This is a genomic window from Dyadobacter jiangsuensis (assembly GCF_003014695.1).
Lineage (GTDB): Bacteria > Bacteroidota > Bacteroidia > Cytophagales > Spirosomataceae > Dyadobacter > Dyadobacter jiangsuensis.
Genome location: NZ_PYAS01000020.1, coordinates 58,762 through 75,459 on the forward strand (window position 1 = coordinate 58,762; position 16,698 = coordinate 75,459).

15 protein-coding genes are annotated in these 16,698 nt (G+C 49.3%); 5 read left to right on the plus strand and 10 right to left on the minus strand.

Annotated elements, in window-relative coordinates; all coding sequences use genetic code 11:
- Window positions 1-183: 183 nt before the first annotated feature.
- Together CLV60_RS30335 and CLV60_RS30340 are read left to right on the plus strand one after the other, a co-directional pair.
- Window positions 184-3,285, plus strand: a complete 3,102-nt coding sequence (locus CLV60_RS30335) for a sensor histidine kinase (protein ID WP_146151623.1) — start codon at window positions 184-186, stop codon at window positions 3,283-3,285.
- Between the two features lie 100 nt (window positions 3,286-3,385).
- Entirely contained in the window at window positions 3,386-4,402 is a 1,017-nt protein-coding gene (locus tag CLV60_RS30340) for a TolB family protein (protein WP_106599165.1), read from the plus strand.
- A gap of 23 nt (window positions 4,403-4,425) precedes the next feature.
- Here the strand turns inward: CLV60_RS30340 and CLV60_RS30345 are convergent, their stop codons facing one another.
- Both CLV60_RS30345 and CLV60_RS30350 read right to left on the minus strand, forming a co-directional pair.
- A complete protein-coding gene (locus tag CLV60_RS30345; RefSeq protein WP_146151624.1) occupies window positions 4,426-4,965 on the minus strand; it encodes a hypothetical protein in 540 nt (179 codons plus the stop codon).
- Between the two features lie 101 nt (window positions 4,966-5,066).
- Window positions 5,067-5,945, minus strand: coding sequence for a hypothetical protein (locus tag CLV60_RS30350; RefSeq protein ID WP_106599167.1), 879 nt, complete (start codon window positions 5,943-5,945; stop codon window positions 5,067-5,069).
- Between the two features lie 346 nt (window positions 5,946-6,291).
- Between CLV60_RS30350 and CLV60_RS30355 the strand changes: the two genes are divergently transcribed.
- The 3 genes from CLV60_RS30355 (at window position 6,292) to CLV60_RS30365 (ending at window position 9,200) form a co-directional block, all read left to right on the plus strand.
- Window positions 6,292-7,242 carry a hypothetical protein gene (locus tag CLV60_RS30355; RefSeq protein ID WP_106599168.1) on the plus strand — a complete coding sequence of 317 codons (951 nt, stop codon included), beginning with the start codon at window positions 6,292-6,294 and terminating at the stop codon, window positions 7,240-7,242.
- A gap of 91 nt (window positions 7,243-7,333) precedes the next feature.
- The gene (locus CLV60_RS30360; protein WP_229211200.1) at window positions 7,334-7,891 is read left to right on the plus strand and encodes an RNA polymerase sigma factor; all 558 of its coding nucleotides are present in this window, start codon (window positions 7,334-7,336) and stop codon (window positions 7,889-7,891) included.
- Window positions 7,878-9,200 carry a hypothetical protein gene (locus CLV60_RS30365; protein WP_106599170.1) on the plus strand — a complete coding sequence of 441 codons (1,323 nt, stop codon included), beginning with the start codon at window positions 7,878-7,880 and terminating at the stop codon, window positions 9,198-9,200. The genes CLV60_RS30360 and CLV60_RS30365 overlap by 14 nt, the downstream gene beginning before the upstream one ends.
- A gap of 30 nt (window positions 9,201-9,230) precedes the next feature.
- Here the strand turns inward: CLV60_RS30365 and CLV60_RS30370 are convergent, their stop codons facing one another.
- The 8 genes from CLV60_RS30370 to CLV60_RS30405 all read right to left on the minus strand — a co-directional run bounded on the left by CLV60_RS30370 (window position 9,231) and on the right by CLV60_RS30405 (window position 16,692).
- Window positions 9,231-9,821 carry a TetR family transcriptional regulator gene (locus CLV60_RS30370; protein ID WP_106599171.1) on the minus strand — a complete coding sequence of 197 codons (591 nt, stop codon included), beginning with the start codon at window positions 9,819-9,821 and terminating at the stop codon, window positions 9,231-9,233.
- A gap of 51 nt (window positions 9,822-9,872) precedes the next feature.
- Window positions 9,873-10,487 carry a c-type cytochrome gene (locus CLV60_RS30375; RefSeq protein ID WP_106599172.1) on the minus strand — a complete coding sequence of 205 codons (615 nt, stop codon included), beginning with the start codon at window positions 10,485-10,487 and terminating at the stop codon, window positions 9,873-9,875.
- A 24-nt stretch (window positions 10,488-10,511) separates the two neighbouring features.
- Window positions 10,512-10,871 carry a hypothetical protein gene (locus CLV60_RS30380; RefSeq protein ID WP_106599173.1) on the minus strand — a complete coding sequence of 120 codons (360 nt, stop codon included), beginning with the start codon at window positions 10,869-10,871 and terminating at the stop codon, window positions 10,512-10,514.
- 1 nt (window position 10,872) lies between these two features.
- Window positions 10,873-11,202, minus strand: coding sequence for a DUF3817 domain-containing protein (locus tag CLV60_RS30385; RefSeq protein ID WP_106599174.1), 330 nt, complete (start codon window positions 11,200-11,202; stop codon window positions 10,873-10,875).
- Between the two features lie 14 nt (window positions 11,203-11,216).
- Window positions 11,217-11,681 carry a hypothetical protein gene (locus CLV60_RS30390; protein WP_106599175.1) on the minus strand — a complete coding sequence of 155 codons (465 nt, stop codon included), beginning with the start codon at window positions 11,679-11,681 and terminating at the stop codon, window positions 11,217-11,219.
- A gap of 70 nt (window positions 11,682-11,751) precedes the next feature.
- Entirely contained in the window at window positions 11,752-12,468 is a 717-nt protein-coding gene (locus CLV60_RS30395; RefSeq protein WP_106599176.1) for a ThuA domain-containing protein, read from the minus strand.
- A gap of 28 nt (window positions 12,469-12,496) precedes the next feature.
- The gene (locus tag CLV60_RS30400; protein WP_106599177.1) at window positions 12,497-14,809 is read right to left on the minus strand and encodes a glycosyl hydrolase family 95 catalytic domain-containing protein; all 2,313 of its coding nucleotides are present in this window, start codon (window positions 14,807-14,809) and stop codon (window positions 12,497-12,499) included.
- A complete protein-coding gene (locus tag CLV60_RS30405) occupies window positions 14,806-16,692 on the minus strand; it encodes a glycoside hydrolase family 97 protein (protein ID WP_211302296.1) in 1,887 nt (628 codons plus the stop codon). Before CLV60_RS30405 ends, CLV60_RS30400 begins: the two co-directional genes overlap by 4 nt.
- Between the last annotated feature and the right edge of the window lie 6 nt (window positions 16,693-16,698).

Genomic DNA, 16,698 nt, shown 5'->3' on the forward strand with positions numbered 1-16,698 from the left:
ACTTTTGGATACAATCGCTTCCTCGTAAATAGGGTATAGAATGATTTCTATACTTCCCATGCGGGTATTTACGATTACCTGTCGTTCTTTTATTATTAGTAACGGAACGATTTCACTTACTTTGTATTAAATATCCCCCCGCAAGTCACAGTGTCGAGAGTCGTTAGATTGTTATTATGTTTGGTGTTTCAGGTGGTTGTTTTCCCGCTTGCCGCTCATACAACTACAAAAACCCCGAACTACACCTTACGCCATTTCACAAGCGAGGACGGCCTGCCACAAAATTCCGTCCGGGCGATCGCGGAGGACCGTGATGGCTTTTTGTGGCTGGCAACTGACATGGGGCTGGTCAGGTTCGACGGGCAATCGTTCAAAACATTCGGAAAAAAAGACCTCGGCACACGCACAGACCTCGCCATGTTCTTCGCCCCCGACTTACATGGAAGAAGGGACAAAATATATGCGCTGGACGAGCGCCTCGACCATATTCAAATATCCCGGGGCAACGCCGCGCTGGACAAACATTTACTTGAAACCCATTTCCCGCGTATGCCAAAGGGCAAAGAGCAATACAGCGGCTGGTCTTACACTATGAGCTTGCCCGACCGTTTTCGTGGCGGATATCCCGTTTCTCATTATCTGTTTTTGCTGCCGGACGAGCGGGGTAGCTTTTATCTATGGCAAAAAGGCGGGCGGATAGATTTGTATCGGAACTGGAAAAAACAAAAGACCTCCGCAACAGAGGCGCTGTCTGCGTTCGGGATTTTCAGGCTGGGCAAAAATCTGTATTATGACGACGGACACGGCAATATCAGGCTCGTGGCGTCAGACTCCAAAGCAGTCGACATTCCGCGGAAGGCTAAACTCACACCTGCAAATGCGCGGGCTCCGAAGTTGGATCTGACCAAACCTTACGTTGTTCATTCCCATGATCTATCGGGAAATGCATTTATTTACCAGGACCAAAAACTCTATTTACTTTCGCAGCGAAGCCAGGGGGAGATCCAAACCAGCCTCCTGCTCGAAGACTTCGACTTTCACCGAAACAACGTCGTTTCCGTCTTCTTTGATGAAAGACATCGAAGATTATACCTGGGAACGCTCACGAACGGGCTTTACATTCTTGACTTCCATATTTTCGAAACGCTGACCGTTGATACCAATGAACCGGAGGCGAATGTGTTCTATTCGCACATTGCGTTTTCGGATAGTACCGCACTGACACCCTCGTTCAATGTGCTTGGCAAGACGGCTGCCGGTCAAAACCTTGCATATAATGTTCCGCAATTAGTCGATGGTTTCCCGATGAACCGGCACAGCGTACTTGTAAGCCGCACCGGCGATATTTGGTGTACTAAGCTCAGTGAGCTGTTCTGGTTCGACGGCAAAACTAAAAGGTTGAAGGGCAAATGGGACACAGGCAAGGAAATTGCACGGATTTACGAAGATAACTCAGGGCGTATCTGGATAGGTACGAGGTTCGACGGCCTGCAATATATCGATCCGAAAGAGAAGGGGGCGCCAGCCCATATCTTTACCCGCAAAATCAATGGCACCACCTATATTTTAGAGGAAACTCCTGAGCTCTTTTGGGTTTCGACCGGTCGCGGATTGTTTAAAATTAATCCGCGGCGGAAAACAGTTTCGATGGTCCCCCAAACTGAAAACCTATGTGTCAAAAGCCTCTATTTGTCAGGCAAAGGCGAGCTCTGGTTCACTACCTTTGAGCACGGACCTTTTGTTTTACGAAACGGCAAACTAACGAGGATTCCCGTTGATAAAAATAAGATACTAACCAATGCGCATTGTATCGTCGGAGATCAAAACGGTTATCTGTGGATACCAACGAATTCGGGGCTGTTCCGCATGTATCGCCAGGACTTGCTTGATTTCACAATTCATAAAGACAGCACCCGGCTTTACTATCACCGCTATTCGAAAAAACACGGCTTTCGCATCGACGAATTCAATGGCGGCTGCCAACCTTGTGCGGTATACCTGAAAAACGGTTATGTGTCGTTACCTTCTATCGACGGACTGGTTTTCTTCAAACCTGAACATACCCCGGTTGATGTACCTGATTCCAAAATTTTCATCGACCGTGTTGAGGCTGATTCCAGAGCTCTCCCTTTAAGCGGCTCACGAATCGAACTGACTGACATCAGCAATGTGCAGGTGTTCGTGTCTTCGCCCTATCTGGGTAACCGGGAAAACCAGCAGCTCTATTACAATGTGTCGAGTGACAGGAAAACCGAAACCAGGCGAATTTGGTACCCCATCGAAAATGAGCAGCAATCCATTCACCTCAATAACCTCGAATCAGGGACATATACCCTGAAAGTTCGCAAAAATGCGGAATTTGGGCGTAACTCAGAGCAACTGACTACATTCACGATTATCATTCCGTACGCCTGGTACGAAACATGGCCGTTCAAATTACTCATCATTACCCTTCTACTGGTAGGCATTTACTTCTATTTCAAACGCCGCCTGAAAAAGGCTGACCGATTGAACAGGATTCTCGAATCACGCGTATCCGAAAAGACGCGCAACTTGCAGGACACACTCAGTGTATTGAAAGGTTCTGAGCAGGAGCTCTTGCGCCAAACGCGACTTCAAATGCACCTGATCGCGTCCATCAGCCACGACATCCGCAGTCCATTGAGATCGATCGAATTTGCTTCGGGGAAGGTAACCGGCCTCATCCAAAATGGCGATTTACAACTGGTGGAAATGATCGGTTCGAGCGTCAACGAGTCTTCCAGAAGGGTCCTTTCGTTGCTGGAAAATATGCTATCCTATGTCAAATCGCAGATGTCCGGCAGTTCTGCGGCTCACGACACGTTTGCTGTACGGGATCTGGTTGATGAAATTGCGGTCATTTTCAACGACTCATTTAAAGTTCAGGAAAACAAGTTTGTCAATCATGTTCCTGAAACGCTCCTGCTTAAATCGAACCGGCAATTGCTGAAAATCATCCTGCATAATCTGATCGACAATGCCAACAAATATACCTCCGGGGGTACGGTGACCGTGACGGCCAGTCAGGAAAACGAGGTAGTCAGGTTGCTTGTGACCGACACCGGCCCCGGACTACCGGAAACTGTCCTGAATTGGGTCAATGGGGATAATGAAATCATTTATCCAGAATCGGCACATAGCGGACCGGGCATTCATGGCATCGGGCTGGTGATCGTGAAGGAGCTCGCCGGGATGCTGAATGTACGCATTCGAGCGACGTCTGTTTCGGGAGCAGCGTTCTCTATCGAGTTTTGGAAAGAATAAAATCCATGCGATGTATCAAAATCGTGAGATGACGATCCGAATGCAACTAATCCGTCACGCAGATTGTCACAAGTAAACTATCGACAACTTATTCGACTATATGAAACAATCACTACTGATCGCGGCTGTAACATTTTTATTTTACAGCTGTTCAACAGACCCTAACGAGGAATATAACAACAAGCCGGGTGAATTTCTGAGCGAAGTTCTGCCGTTAACCGAATTCAATTCCGAATACGATGATTACAATATGGCGTTGCCAGCCAATACGTTGGGGCAATCGCATTTGATATTCTCCTCAAAAAGAGAGAAGAAACAATTTCTGAACCTGGTTTACTTCCCGGTCGTAATCTCCTACAAACAACACGCGGTACTTGAAAAATCAGACGGTACCAATACCGTAAACATGGGATATCTGGGTGCGTTCAACCCGGCCAAATCCCTGGCAGCGTGGGCGAACGGGAATTTCAATGTGTACGGACCAAAGGTTTTATCGTTCGAATATGACATGGCTTCTTTTGGAAATGCGAAGGATCTGGTGCTTTTCTACGCCGACGATTCCGAAGGCAATATGGAAATCAAATACCTGATCAATAACAACAAGGGTATTTCGGGGCCTTTCAAGTTCGATATCCTGAACTCCCCCAAAGACGACGGCTATCCCAGCTTTTCCAGGTTCGGAGATAAGATTTTTTTCAGTTCGAACCGCGACGGGGATTTCGATATCTACGAACTGTCGATCCCTCGTGTAACCGGAGAGATCAACACGGTAGAAAGTCTGATTTCGCCCAAGAAGTTTCAGCTGAGAAAGGTGGAGGAGCTTTCAAGTGACAGTGACGATAAATGCCCCTATTTCCAGGATAACATGATGGTCTTTGTGTCCGACCGGCCAGGCGGAAAAGGTGGCCATGACATTTACTATGCCCGCTTGGTGAACGGGAAATGGTCGGAGCCGGTGAATGCGGGCGACCGCATCAATACTCCCCATAACGAGTACCGCCCCATCATTCCCGACTTGCTGAATTTCACCTACCCGATCGTTTTCTTCTCCTCCGACCGCCCGGGAGGCAAAGGTGGATACGACTTGTATATGACAGGTTTAACAGAGAAAAGGTAGTCCGCAACAAGCACTTCCGGCGCTCAACGCCAGCCCACGCCCACTCCTACGCCTGCGTGGGAGGCGAGTGCATTATGCAGCAACGGCGGCGTGTAGCGCAATTTGAGCATGTAAATCCATTTTCGGGATACAATATGAAAGCGGAAACCGGCCACGCCGGAGGGTGTCAGCAGCCGTTGCTTGTTTCTGTCGTAATAGATACCGTTGTCGTAACGGTCGACGAGGAAACCACCCAACCCGGCTTCAAAATAGCTTTCGACGAGATAGCTTCCAGGCTGCGGAACGCACGACCTGCGTTTGTAGGGATTTAGTACGAAACAGTGCGTCAATGCGGCTAAACCCGTAGGGCTCCGAAAATGCGCGCTGGTGATGATACCCAGGCCTGCCTGAACATTCCAGTATGATTTTTTGAGATAACCGAAGGCTGCTTCGGCGGTAATCGCCGCCCTGGGAGCGATACCAAATGCGTCGGCTCCAAAAGCCCCGCGCATGCGCGTGTAGTACGGCTGCGCGGCGGCATATTGGGAACAGAAGAAGAGGATTAACAAATATCTGGATAACACGTATGAAGGCTTTGCCTTTTAACGGTTGAAAACGACTGATAATTATCTCGGTTTCTGGTTTGAATTATTCAATTATATATTCCAAAACCAATCCCCAACATTCAATAATGAGAATATAATGAATATACTAATTCCTTGTTTCCGTTAAAGCACAAATACCAGCGCTCGTTCTTATCATTGCTGAGATCGAATGTATATCCCCGGTTGTCTTCGTATTCATTGCGGAAACTACTGTTGAAATTAACAAAGTTGTCGAGGTTAAAGCCCATAAACTGCGAAGATGCGGCGAGCAAGTCACGGAAATAGGTAATTTCCTTGGAAGTCAGATTAGGTAGCCCAAAGCCCGGTCCGCCGTTGAAATCCTGATTAAACTGACGTATCCTGTTAAAGGCGCCGATCCATATTACCTGTCCGTCTTCCTTAAAAAGAATAGGAAGGCTAGTCGCTCCAAGAAACTTGACAGAAACCATGTATTGCTTACTTCCGTCAGGCATTATAGTGGTTGTACAATCAGAAAATACCAATTCATTATTATTGATAATGTACTGGCGACTCACCTCGTTAAGGTTCGTAAGCGAATTCACAAATACCGGGTTCGGTTTATTTCGGGCAGCAATATATTCCTGGATCACATCGGGCAAATCCTGAATTTCTCTCGTTACAAATCCTTTTTCATAGCTGGTAAGCCTTACACCTCCATTAACGAACCGCACTAAATATCTCAACCCATTCAATTCATAATCAGCACCATACGAATCCTGCTCATTGAGATAAACCAACCTTCTGTAATTAGTCAATTTACCTCCCCGGATCGCCAAGCTCTGCACCCTTGCAACCAATGAGTCCGGTACTGCTTCACCGACTGTCGCATCCACCCTGAGAATATCGGATGTACCGACGATCGCATTATAACCGGCGTTATTGCTTTCAAAAAATAACTCATATACCCGACCCTTTTCTATTTCCGAGAGGCCTTTCAAATTGCTTGCTGACGGATAAGATTTGTAAACAAGGTCCCGAACTGATTGCGGCAATTCCACGGCCGACTCCGGCGTAACTATATAATTATCAGGAGATTTACACCCCTGAATAGCTATTAGCATTATCGTGAAAAGCAAAAAAAATCTCATTGATATCTGGCGTTATTTACGGACTTTACTGATAGACTTGTTTTTACATTTCAAACGTTGCCTCATTTGAGAAAAATCGCAACCACTTCGAATCTTGAAAAATATTTCTCAAAAAACTGTTAACACAGGCAACACTTTTCACCGACCAACCTGTCTGTTATGAAACCAAGTCGGCAATACGCTCTATTATATATTAATGAACTTCGAAAAGATTGCACTTTTTGTCACAATCATCTGCTTATCATTTCTGATAGGCTGCAATAAGGTTTTCGATGTGCAGGAACCGGATACGGAAACCGTTCCCGAAGCCACCATTACGGCAATTAAAACTGATTACCCGAATGCGGAAAAGTTTGTGTTCAAAACTTTATTGAAAGATAAATTATGGAAAGCAAGGTTCGTCAGTAATGCTTCCAATTTTGAAACACAGGTGAGCCCCACGGCAATCGTAGCCCAGGTTTACAGGGAGTCCGCCGACTTTACATTGTACAAAGGCCTCACCGACAAGCTGAAAGTTAAAGGCGGAGCAATATCCGGCGTGCAGCTGGCCGACAAGGCCACCGATAACGGCGCCCGGATGAAATACGTTTTCAACGGCAAGCCATTCCTGATGGATTATTATATCCTCAATGACTGGCATATTATCAAACTCACTGCGAAAGCTCCCTCCGAAATCATTGCGTTGGATGTAGTGGATTTGCCGGGGAACATTCAATCATTCTGCCAGCAAAAGGCTATATCACTGACTAACAGCACCATGAATCTGATTACCGATTCCGACGGCAGGAAGGCCTATTACATCTATCCCGTAGCGCAATTGTACCCGGTTATTTTTAACGAGGCGGGTGAACTGCTGTGGATAGCCCGCAATTCCGACGGATCAAGTGTCGTCAACAAGCCCAATAATGAAGTGGGTAACGCGGAACTGCTCGCCAAGGTCACCGAGGGCTACGAGGACTTCACCACGCCCACCACCGTCGCCTTCGAATCGCAATTCGACGGCCTGAAAAGTGTCCGGTATGTGTTGCAGAAAAAATCCGGGGTGGAAGGCACACGCACATTCATTAATGAACTGAGAGAAGTTTTTGTCAACGCCACCACAGGGGAAATCATTTATGACCAATACTCATCCTATGTCTTTAGATAGCTTGTTCGTGCAGGACCTTCGAACAGTCAGCAATTAACAGCCTCTGGTTCGATAAAACTTGCGAATGGCCTTATTTCAAACAAAAAGTAAAATGGAATTAGCGGAACTCGTGAAGGCTTGCCAAAGGCAGGACTCGCGGGCACAGGCTGTTTTCTATGATCGCTACAAAAGCAGATTGCTGGGCGTTTGCCTCCGCTATGCGAAAACCGTGGCCGAGGCAGAAGATATTTTTCAGGAGGGGATATTAAGGATTTTCGCCAAGATCAACGACATTCAAAACCCCCAGGCGATCGACAACTGGGTCAAAACGATTATGGTCCGCCATGCGATCGATTATTACAACCAGGTGACGCGCAAGGAAATGCTGAGCACGTCGCACGAGGATGTAAAACTGGATTGGGAAAACAACGACTACACGCTCCTGTTCAGCAAGCTGGACATCAGCCTGCTGCTCGAAGCGATCAACGAACTACCCGACGGCTACCGGATTGTGATCAACATGCATTTCATTGACGGGTACAAACATGCGGAAATAGCAGAAATGCTGGGCATTAAAGAGGTAACATCCCGCTCCCAACTTTTGAAGGGGCGGAATCTTTTAATTAAAAAACTGGAACAAAAAGGGATCAAGCAGCATGAAATCTTTTGATGACGAGTTAAACGATGCCATTCAGAAGGCCCTTCACGATTCCTTTGAGAATTTTGAAAGAAAGCCTGGTGCATCCATTGACCAGAAAATATATGAAGCCCTGGATAAACCGGCCAGGGTAAGGCCGTTACTACTCTCCGCAGCAGCGGCACTTTTGCTGCTGCTGGGCTTCGGGGTGAAGGAAATAAGCGACCGCTATGCTTCCTTCCAGTCGATTACCCGTCCCAGGGCAACCAGCGAGAAACTCAAAGAAAGTGACAATGTGGTACCGCTTCACGGCAGCATCGTTCTCAGCGGTGCCGAGCCAGCGCATACGACAAAACATACCGCGCATGCAACTGCTGCCAGACCAAAAGCCAGAAAACCGCTGAAATCAGCAGCACCGGAAAAAACGGCCAATGTTCAAAACGAATCACCGAAGCCGGCATTCAATAAGGCACGAGCTGGCGCGGGTCCCGTATTGCCTGCTGAAAGCAATGCATTGCCCGTACACGAGAGCGAGTACGCGTTGCCCGTTCAGGTAGAGGACACCCCTGATGCGCACATTAATGCTCGCGCAATCACCACCGTCCGCCTGGCATCATTGCCTGTTGATCTGGTGATGCCGGAAATCAGCTATCCGGTAAATGCGGAGGATTCGGCATCACAAGCACCGGAGCCTCAGCGCGTGCGGGAAAAACTCGATTTTCCGCGCTATCAGCCGTCCGGCAAAAAGTCGTTTGCGTGGCTTTTCAATCTTTCGGCAACCAATACTTTTCAGAGCATTTACCTGCTGCCCAATGCCGAATCGCGTATCCTGAAAGTTTCATTTCCGGTGTCAACCGCGAATCTGGGATATAAGCTCAGCGCCGGGTTTCAAACGCTGGGTTTCCAATGGCTGTTCCATTACAGCCACGTCAGCTGGAAAGCAGAGTACATTTACGCGATTGACGAGTTTAAAGCCGATGAACAGGGTGCCGATCGCTATGTTTTCGAGCGGTTGGGAAAAGCAGAGACGGTTACGAGCAAAGTGGAATTGGCAGGACTAGGAATCAAAAAACAATTCGATTTCAAAGGCAAGCGTACCGGACGGTTTTTCGCGCAAATCGGTGCCGACTATTCCCGCCAGCTCCAATCCGGCGGACAGAATTTCGTCACGGGTGCAATTTCAGCAGGAAAGATCCTGACGGTGAACAAAACCACCGATCTGGCCATCGGCCCCTATTTCGAATATAATTTCAACAAAGTACCGACAGCCGAATATAGCATCAAAGTACGGCCTAACCAGCTCGGTTTGTCGTTGGGTTTGAGGATAAACAGAACAAAGTAGCGGCGCTGAAACGCGCCATAGTCTTGCAGCTCAGCGTAGCGTTTCGAGATAGTGCTTCAACTCGTTCAGGTAGGGTAAATACACTTCTTTACTCCTTTCCAGTTTGCCGAAGTTGCGAATGCCCCAGTAGCCCGATAGCACGAACACCGTGACCTGCCGCGCATTTACATCCTTACGAACGGCGCCATTGGTCTTACCCCGCTCGATCAGATCGGTCATCGTGTCGATCCATTGCTGGGTCAGTTCATTCAATGCTTTGTTGAAATCTGCATTCCAGGAGGTCATTTCATGGGTCAGGTTGGCGGCGGGACAGCCGTATTCCACTTTTAGAAATTCATTTTCCATCAGCAGGCTATGCATTAGTCCATAAATGGCGGTCAGCGGGTCGGTGCCGGTTTGCAGCGGCCCGATGAAACTACCGGTGAGCGTAGGCTTTAAAAGTTCATTGATGATTGCCAGGCCCATTTCATCCTTGTTTTTGAAATGGTAGTAAAATGCACCTTTCGTAACCCTGGTGGTCGCGATGATATCGTCAATGCTGGTGGTTTGGTACCCCTTCACATAGATCAGCTCAAATGCTTTTTCAAGAATAGTCAACCGGGTCGCTTCCGCCTTTTTCATGGGTTTGCCTCATCAATTTTCCACCAAACCTACAATTTTTTACAGGCCAAATTAATCCGCGAGACTTTTAATGTAATCCCTGATCAGCTTCACCCCTTCTTCGTCGACCGTCGTCGTACCGATTTTAGGCATATGGTACTCGCCCATCGTATTCATCCGGATCACCATATTTTCCTTGTTATACCCGATGCCCGTTTTTTCAAACGGCGTGTCAAACCGCAGGTCCAATGAAGTACTGGCGGCTGTACCGGTTTCACTGTGACAATGGGCACAATTCATTTCAAGATAAGCCCTGGCCCGCGGCGTCAATGCCAGGGACGAATCCTTGTAATCAGGAAGCGAAGTGAGTCCCCGGACATCCGCCTGCGCTAACAATCCTCTTTTTTCCAGATATGCCAACTGATTCATATGCTTCTCTCCCACTTCCACACGGATATTCAAATTACGGATTTGAGGCCCCAACGGCACCAACTTATCGCCTGAACGATGGCAGGTACCGCAGTCTTTTTGGGCCGGAATCTTGTACACCAAATGCCGGCGTTTCCCATACCTGTCTTCGAAGTAGACCGGCACCGCGGCTCCTTCCGTCAACAGCTCAGCGTCGGTTTGCGCTTCGTTCCACCGGTAAGTAGCGACGTTCCATTTGCTTCCGGAATACAGCAGCAAGCGGGTTTCTACAATCAGTCTTTTTCAGTTTCCGGCCTTTGAATAATAGAAGGTTTTCGCAATCAGCGTACCATCCGGGAACACAGGAAGCCCGCCTCCTTGAATGCGCATTTTTCGGCCTTCCGGAATTCTGATGAGGCGCTGCTTTTCGGCATAATCGGTGAACAATGACGAGCCAATCCGGATGGGCACCACATCCTGAGCCGGTACCAGATCCGGCATGTGGCCTTTGAACAACGCATATTCCGACAATCTGGTTTTGAAGGAAACATTATTACTGATTGTCTGCGGCCCATTGTTGCACGCCTGCATTAACATGCATGCCAATGCCAGCGGGAACAGAACCGCCAAGCCTGCACCCTGCTCCTCTCCCGTTCTCGCCATCTTAATCTTTGCGATTATCCCAAACAGATTGCTCACGGGCGAGAATGTACTTGTCAATGTAAAAAGTCCCGAATGGGATGACACACGCAAGCAGGACCTTCCAGGAAGTTTCCGAAAACTTCCAGCTATAAGTGACCGCGGCGCTCAATGTGGCTAGTACGAACAGCGTGAAAAGCAGGCCGTGAATTGGCCCTATAACCCTAACGAGCACGGGTTCACCGCCCCAATATTTCAGCGGAACAGCGATAAAAACCAGTAAAATCAACGAAATGCCTTCGAAAAACCCGAGTATTCTCAGTCTGCCGATGGGTGTTTTGAGTAAGTGAAGCATGGGGATGTGAATAATTAAAATGATCTGAAATAGGGCCTGGCAGCTAATGGAGAGAATGGCCAGGGAATGGCTGCAAGGATGATCAGCAAGGCAATGGCAAACCAGACAAACATAGTGCTGAATTTTTCCCTGTCCGGCGTGACGCGCTTCGCCCTGGCCGATCCGATGGTAATCACCACCACCGCAATAGCCATGAGAGCAATGTGAATCAGCCGGAAAAAGGTGTGCTCGCTGACAAGCCCGGCGCTTGCGGATTCGGCAACATCGAATTTCACCACCGGACTGATCATGTAAAGCGAAAGTCCCAGTAATAGCTGGATGTGCGCAATGGTGGCCGTAATGTGCCTGACCGCATTGTGAGCACCGGAAAAAGCCCTGCCCGACCGAAGGCCGGACAGGGCGATCCCGATTGCATAGAGAAGGCTTGCCAGGACAAGCCATCTGTTGATGGAGTGTAAGGTAAGAAGTATTTGATGCATGGTTTTTGAGTTTCCATGCAAAGCTAAACCAAAAACATACTAGTTAGTATGTTTTTGGTTTAAGATATTTTTACCGGTGTCGCATAATCGACCATTCAATGCCCTGGCGCAGCAATTTCCGGTAATTGGCGTTGCCAAATGCTTCCGGCCCGTGACCCAGCTGAATGAACAGCACTTCACTTCGACCGAATGGATTGGTCCAGGCAATGTATTTTGAGCTTCCGGGATGTGTTGTACTCAACAGTGGCCGGATGGTTGGTTGCGTAAGGAAATTCCCGTAAACCTCATCATAGATTTCAAAGTCGGCGAGACCCTGCGTCATCGGGTGTGCCGGATTCTCGATTTTCACCGGGATCGTCACATCGTGCTGGTAAGTCGATTTCACCCCATTCACCATCGTGGCCTTTTCGTAATATTTGCCGCCGATAATGCGCTGGAATTCGTCCCAGTTCTGATAGGAAACCAATGAATGATGCAGAAAAACCATCGCCTTGCCTTTTTGCAGCAACTGCAAATAGGCCTGTTTTTGAGCCGGCGTAATCGAATCGTTCATGTCATAAAAAACCAGCGCATCGTACTGGTCGACCTCGGCCGAAGCGATCAGTTCATTGCCTTTGGGTTGTTCGATCCGGTCGTAGGAAAAATTACCCAGTGAATCCATCATGTTGTAAAACGGTACTTTCTCGAAACCATGCCCGCCCGTAATCACTAACAGACGGTGTTTCTTTTGCGAGAGGACCGTTAAATGAACAATGCATAGTAAGAAGGTCAGCAACAACGACTTCATAGCAGATCAGATTAGTTGAATATAATTTCTAATGACTAATGAGCTCCAACCGCTCCCCACGCGAAGTCTCGAAAGAAAACACCTTGCCGCTAAGATGCTCTGCCTTCTTTCCATTCCGGAGCAACTGTACCGAATGACCGGGCCAGGGATTTTCTATACGGCAGGGCCTCCCTGCTTCGCTCAGCATTTTAACAGACCCTATTTTCCCCTCCTGCAAACCGCTGCTGACCAGGAATGCACCATAGGCCCGAAGGTGATCAAAACGGGCATTTTTTCTTCTGTTCCAATTGGGAAATATCCTGATGACGCCTTCGTAACTCTGCATCATCATTTCATTGATCGTCAGCGGAACTGCCGCGAGCGTCTCAATCCCGCCGCCCTCCGCGGTAATCCAGAGATTAGGCAACGACTGCCGGTTGATGCGATCCGTAAGCTGCTTCATGACCTCGTCGGAGTCATAGCCTACCCTGACGACCGCAGGGAAACACGTTTCGATGCCGTTACCAAGGGTATTTGCCCATTCTCCCGGTCCTTTCATTTTATCTTTCCAACGGCCGACGTCGCTCAGCAACACCTGGTTGAATGCAGAATCCGTCACCGGCCCGCATACGCCTCCCGGCAGCACCAGTCCGTGGATCGACACCCTGGCCAGCCCCTCCACCCCGCTGTGAATCGGTGATGGGCTGGTTTCTACACCTTTCAGGCTCAGTTTACCATCTACTTCGCGTACCGTGAATTGACTCATGTGTTTTACAATGTGTTCCCACTTTTCCCGTCTGTCCTGGTCTGCATTTAAAAACCCGCTCACGTCGATCATCCCTTTGAACAGCATTTTGACCAATCCAACCGACAATGTCGAGTTGAAATCGCCGAGAAGCTGGCGCCATTGACCTTTGTTTTTAAGGTTGGGCATCACCTCATTATAATGGTCCATGTATATGACGTACCGCCCGTTCTCGAATTTCAGATAGTCTTCCCAAAAATTCGCGCACTCGCGCATGTAGGGATACACTCTTCGTGCATACGCGGCGTCATACGTGCTGTAAAAACGCATGAGCATATTGCCCACACTGAACACCGCATTGATCTTTTGCCCCAGGAATTTGAGTCCTCCATCAATTGTATTTTCACGGGAAGCGTATCGCTTCTCCATTTCATCGGCCGTCAATGGCCAGCGTGTAGTGACCAGCCCCATCGGCCCGATCCCGACCGGGTAATAGATTCCATTGATCCCGAGCAGCTCTTTCGCATGGCGCTTGCCGCTTTCCATGTAATCGAGCAGCGGCTTGTCGAAATTATCGGTTTCGTCAATATGATTGGAGGAATAGGCGGCCCAGTAAGGAGCCTGATAGTTGTAGTTCAGATGGTAATCGCCGCCCCAGGCGGCAGAATCCTTCGTAATGAATGGTCCCCAAATCCCCGGCGCAAACTTGCCCGCCCGCGAGGTCGCACCGAAAAGGTACTGGGATGCATAATAGTATTTTTCCAGAAACGGGTCACCGATCTGCACCGACGAACGGCCCCAATACTTTGCCCACCAGCCTTGATGGTCCTTCTGCAACCTGGTTATGGTGGCCGGCGTCATGGTCTTGGCCTCTGTTATCGCCTTCTGTTTCCAATTTTTCGCATCGTGATTGGAATATATGGTTACTGCCAACGTCACCTTGCTATTAGGCGTCAAAGTAACGCTCCCGCCACTCTCCGGCTTCGTTCCTATTACTTTCACGGCCATCGCCACATGCGACGGCCATGCCAGCAATGGGGTATTTTCAAAAGAGCGCGTAACCCAATGTGTGCCTGCATCATTTCCTTCCGCATTGACAGACGTGTTTCCTTCCGCCGCTTTCAATGCAAACTGCATGGAGCAAGCTTCATTAGCACCCAGCTCCACGACCACCGTGTTGGTCGTCGCGGAAACCCAGGTCTTCACCGATACGGCAAGATTGCCCTTCGTAAACCTGGCCGCAATCTCCGCTTTGTCCTGTATTTGTTCGGCATAATAACCTGCACCGGCCAATGCGGGAATGTCGATTTCCAACCACCCGGGCAGTGCAATGCCCCCGCCCGGGTAGACCGGATACGCTCGCCAGAAATCGTTCTTCCCGAGGTAGAACCGCAGCTTATCCGGGTTGCCTCCCAGCGTCAGCCCGATATCTCCATTTCCCGCCAGCGGCCCGTCCGGCGTTTTGGAAGTCGGCACTTTACGGGGAACGCTGGTAAAAACGGCCTTGTAGCGTCCTGCATAGATTTCCTGAGCCCCCGCCGCTTGCCGCAGGCCCAAGAGCATTACAATCGAAAGGCAAATCCTGAAAGTGGTTATGGTTCTTAAAATTGCGTTCATGGGCGTACGAATTTTGCAATGAAGCCGCCCCCTTCTCCCAGGTTCAGCCGGATGCTGCCATTTTTGTCATAGCTTCCTTTTCCAAGCGTTACGCCCGCAGGATTCCCGGCCGAATCCCTTACTTCCGAGGCGCTGAAAGTGCCCTCCCCCAGGAAGTTCAGCGGAATATCGAAGCTTTTAGGTACAGCGCCATTCATCACCGCCAGAAACCACTGCTTTCCGCTCCGGCGGGCATACACGGCCGCCTCGCCGATCGCAGATCCCCGAAGTACAATCGTCTCGTCCCAAACGGAAGGAATGCTTTTGATCATATCCACCGCCGGGTTCTCCAGCAAATGCTCCGGACTGGCCGAATAGGTTAGCAATGGAGCCGAAAAGATGGCTGCACTGGCGATCTGATGCGCCCAGGTCGTGTTTTTCCGGCGGTCGCCAAAATGCACGGGCGTGTACTCCGCGTGCCCGGTTACGAAACGGGTAAACGGCAAAGTAACATTGTGCCCTGCACGGTCTTTCAGCTTGCTGGCTTCCATTCCCTTCACTGCTTCACGGGTGAGCTCATTCGGCCAGGTACGCTCCTGACCGGTGGGTTTGTTGGCACCATGAAAATCCACCATGAGCTTCAACTCCGCTGTTTCCCGCAGGATGGATTGGTATAGGTCGATCTCCTCTTTTGCCTCATGGTCGAAAAAATCGAGTTTCAAGCCGCTGATGCCCAAATCACGACAATGTTTGAAAAACGCCTGGCGGGTTTTCGCATCGCGAAGCTCCTTCGAATGCTCCCATAGCCAGATGTGAACACCTTTTTCGCGGGAGTAATCTACAAGCGATTTCAGGTCGTTATCCGGCCATTTTTTCCAGAAACCTTCGAGAATATTGTGTTTAAAACCCAACTCGGCTGCCTGCCGGGAGTATTCCTTCATCGTTTCCAACGTGCCTTCACCCCCATTGTCAAGGTATTTCCAAACTGCGGAGCCGGGCTGAATCCAGGCAGTTTTAATGCCCTGCGGGAATAGCTTCTTATCCGGCGGCGGGCACAGGTTATGAACGATATCGCTGTTAACCAGGGCATTCAACCCATTGGCAATCATAATTACCCGCCAAGGTGTGGTTACGGTTCCGGTGATGGCCGCTGGCTGCGACAGCCGGAGCACATCCTCGGCGCTGTAACGCAATTTGTAGGGATATGAAGTGGGTTGGTTTTGAGGCAGCCTCAGTACCACGCCCCTGTTGCCGTCGGTTTGCAACGCCATTCCACCATAATTTTTAAGGTCCGCCTCCGTCACCGACAGGTAGAGCTCGCTATCCGGCAGCCGGAACGTCACCGAAGGCGCCGCCCACTGTCCGGCTTTCACGGTGTCCATGCTCTTCCGTACGTATTCGCCTTCGTAATGCATGTACAGGTCGTGGTACCAGGCTGTGGTTCCTGCGGGCAACCTGAAAACCGTTGCCTCATCGGCAATGCGTTTGGCATCGGGCTTGCCGGGAACGGTCAGCTGAAACGCAGCGCCGTCATTAAATACCCTCACATCGGCGGTATACCTTATTGCCCCATGGCTGATGCTGATTTTCGAGCCGTTGCAATGGTTCCGGGCAACGGAATGAGCGCCATTCCAGGGATATTCCTCATTTACGCGGTAGCTTTCCGCTTTACCAATACTGACCTTCTCGGTAATACTCTTCTCATCCAGCGACATGCGGATGGGCGAAGCTTCGACTACGTCCTTACTTTCGTAAGAAATGCGGTAGAAAAGGGATTCGTCTTTTGTAAAAAGATGGAAGGAAATCTTGTTATCGGGGCTCTTGACCGTCAGATTTTGCGCAGACAATAGCCGGGTGGATGCCAGAAGTACCAGCACCACCAATCTTTTTATACCAAACATCATTTCTGT

Coding starts and splice junctions, on each gene's coding strand:
- CLV60_RS30340 (WP_106599165.1), top strand. CDS start 3,386: ATGAAACAATCACTACTGATCGCGGCTGTAACATTTTTATTTTACAGC.
- CLV60_RS30355 (WP_106599168.1), top strand. CDS start 6,292: ATGAACTTCGAAAAGATTGCACTTTTTGTCACAATCATCTGCTTATCA.
- CLV60_RS30360 (WP_229211200.1), top strand. CDS start 7,334: ATGGAATTAGCGGAACTCGTGAAGGCTTGCCAAAGGCAGGACTCGCGG.
- CLV60_RS30365 (WP_106599170.1), top strand. CDS start 7,878: ATGAAATCTTTTGATGACGAGTTAAACGATGCCATTCAGAAGGCCCTT.
- CLV60_RS30370 (WP_106599171.1), bottom strand. CDS start 9,821: ATGAAAAAGGCGGAAGCGACCCGGTTGACTATTCTTGAAAAAGCATTT.
- CLV60_RS30380 (WP_106599173.1), bottom strand. CDS start 10,871: ATGGCGAGAACGGGAGAGGAGCAGGGTGCAGGCTTGGCGGTTCTGTTC.
- CLV60_RS30385 (WP_106599174.1), bottom strand. CDS start 11,202: ATGCTTCACTTACTCAAAACACCCATCGGCAGACTGAGAATACTCGGG.
- CLV60_RS30390 (WP_106599175.1), bottom strand. CDS start 11,681: ATGCATCAAATACTTCTTACCTTACACTCCATCAACAGATGGCTTGTC.
- CLV60_RS30395 (WP_106599176.1), bottom strand. CDS start 12,468: ATGAAGTCGTTGTTGCTGACCTTCTTACTATGCATTGTTCATTTAACG.
- CLV60_RS30400 (WP_106599177.1), bottom strand. CDS start 14,809: ATGAACGCAATTTTAAGAACCATAACCACTTTCAGGATTTGCCTTTCG.
- CLV60_RS30405 (WP_211302296.1), bottom strand. CDS start 16,692: ATGATGTTTGGTATAAAAAGATTGGTGGTGCTGGTACTTCTGGCATCC.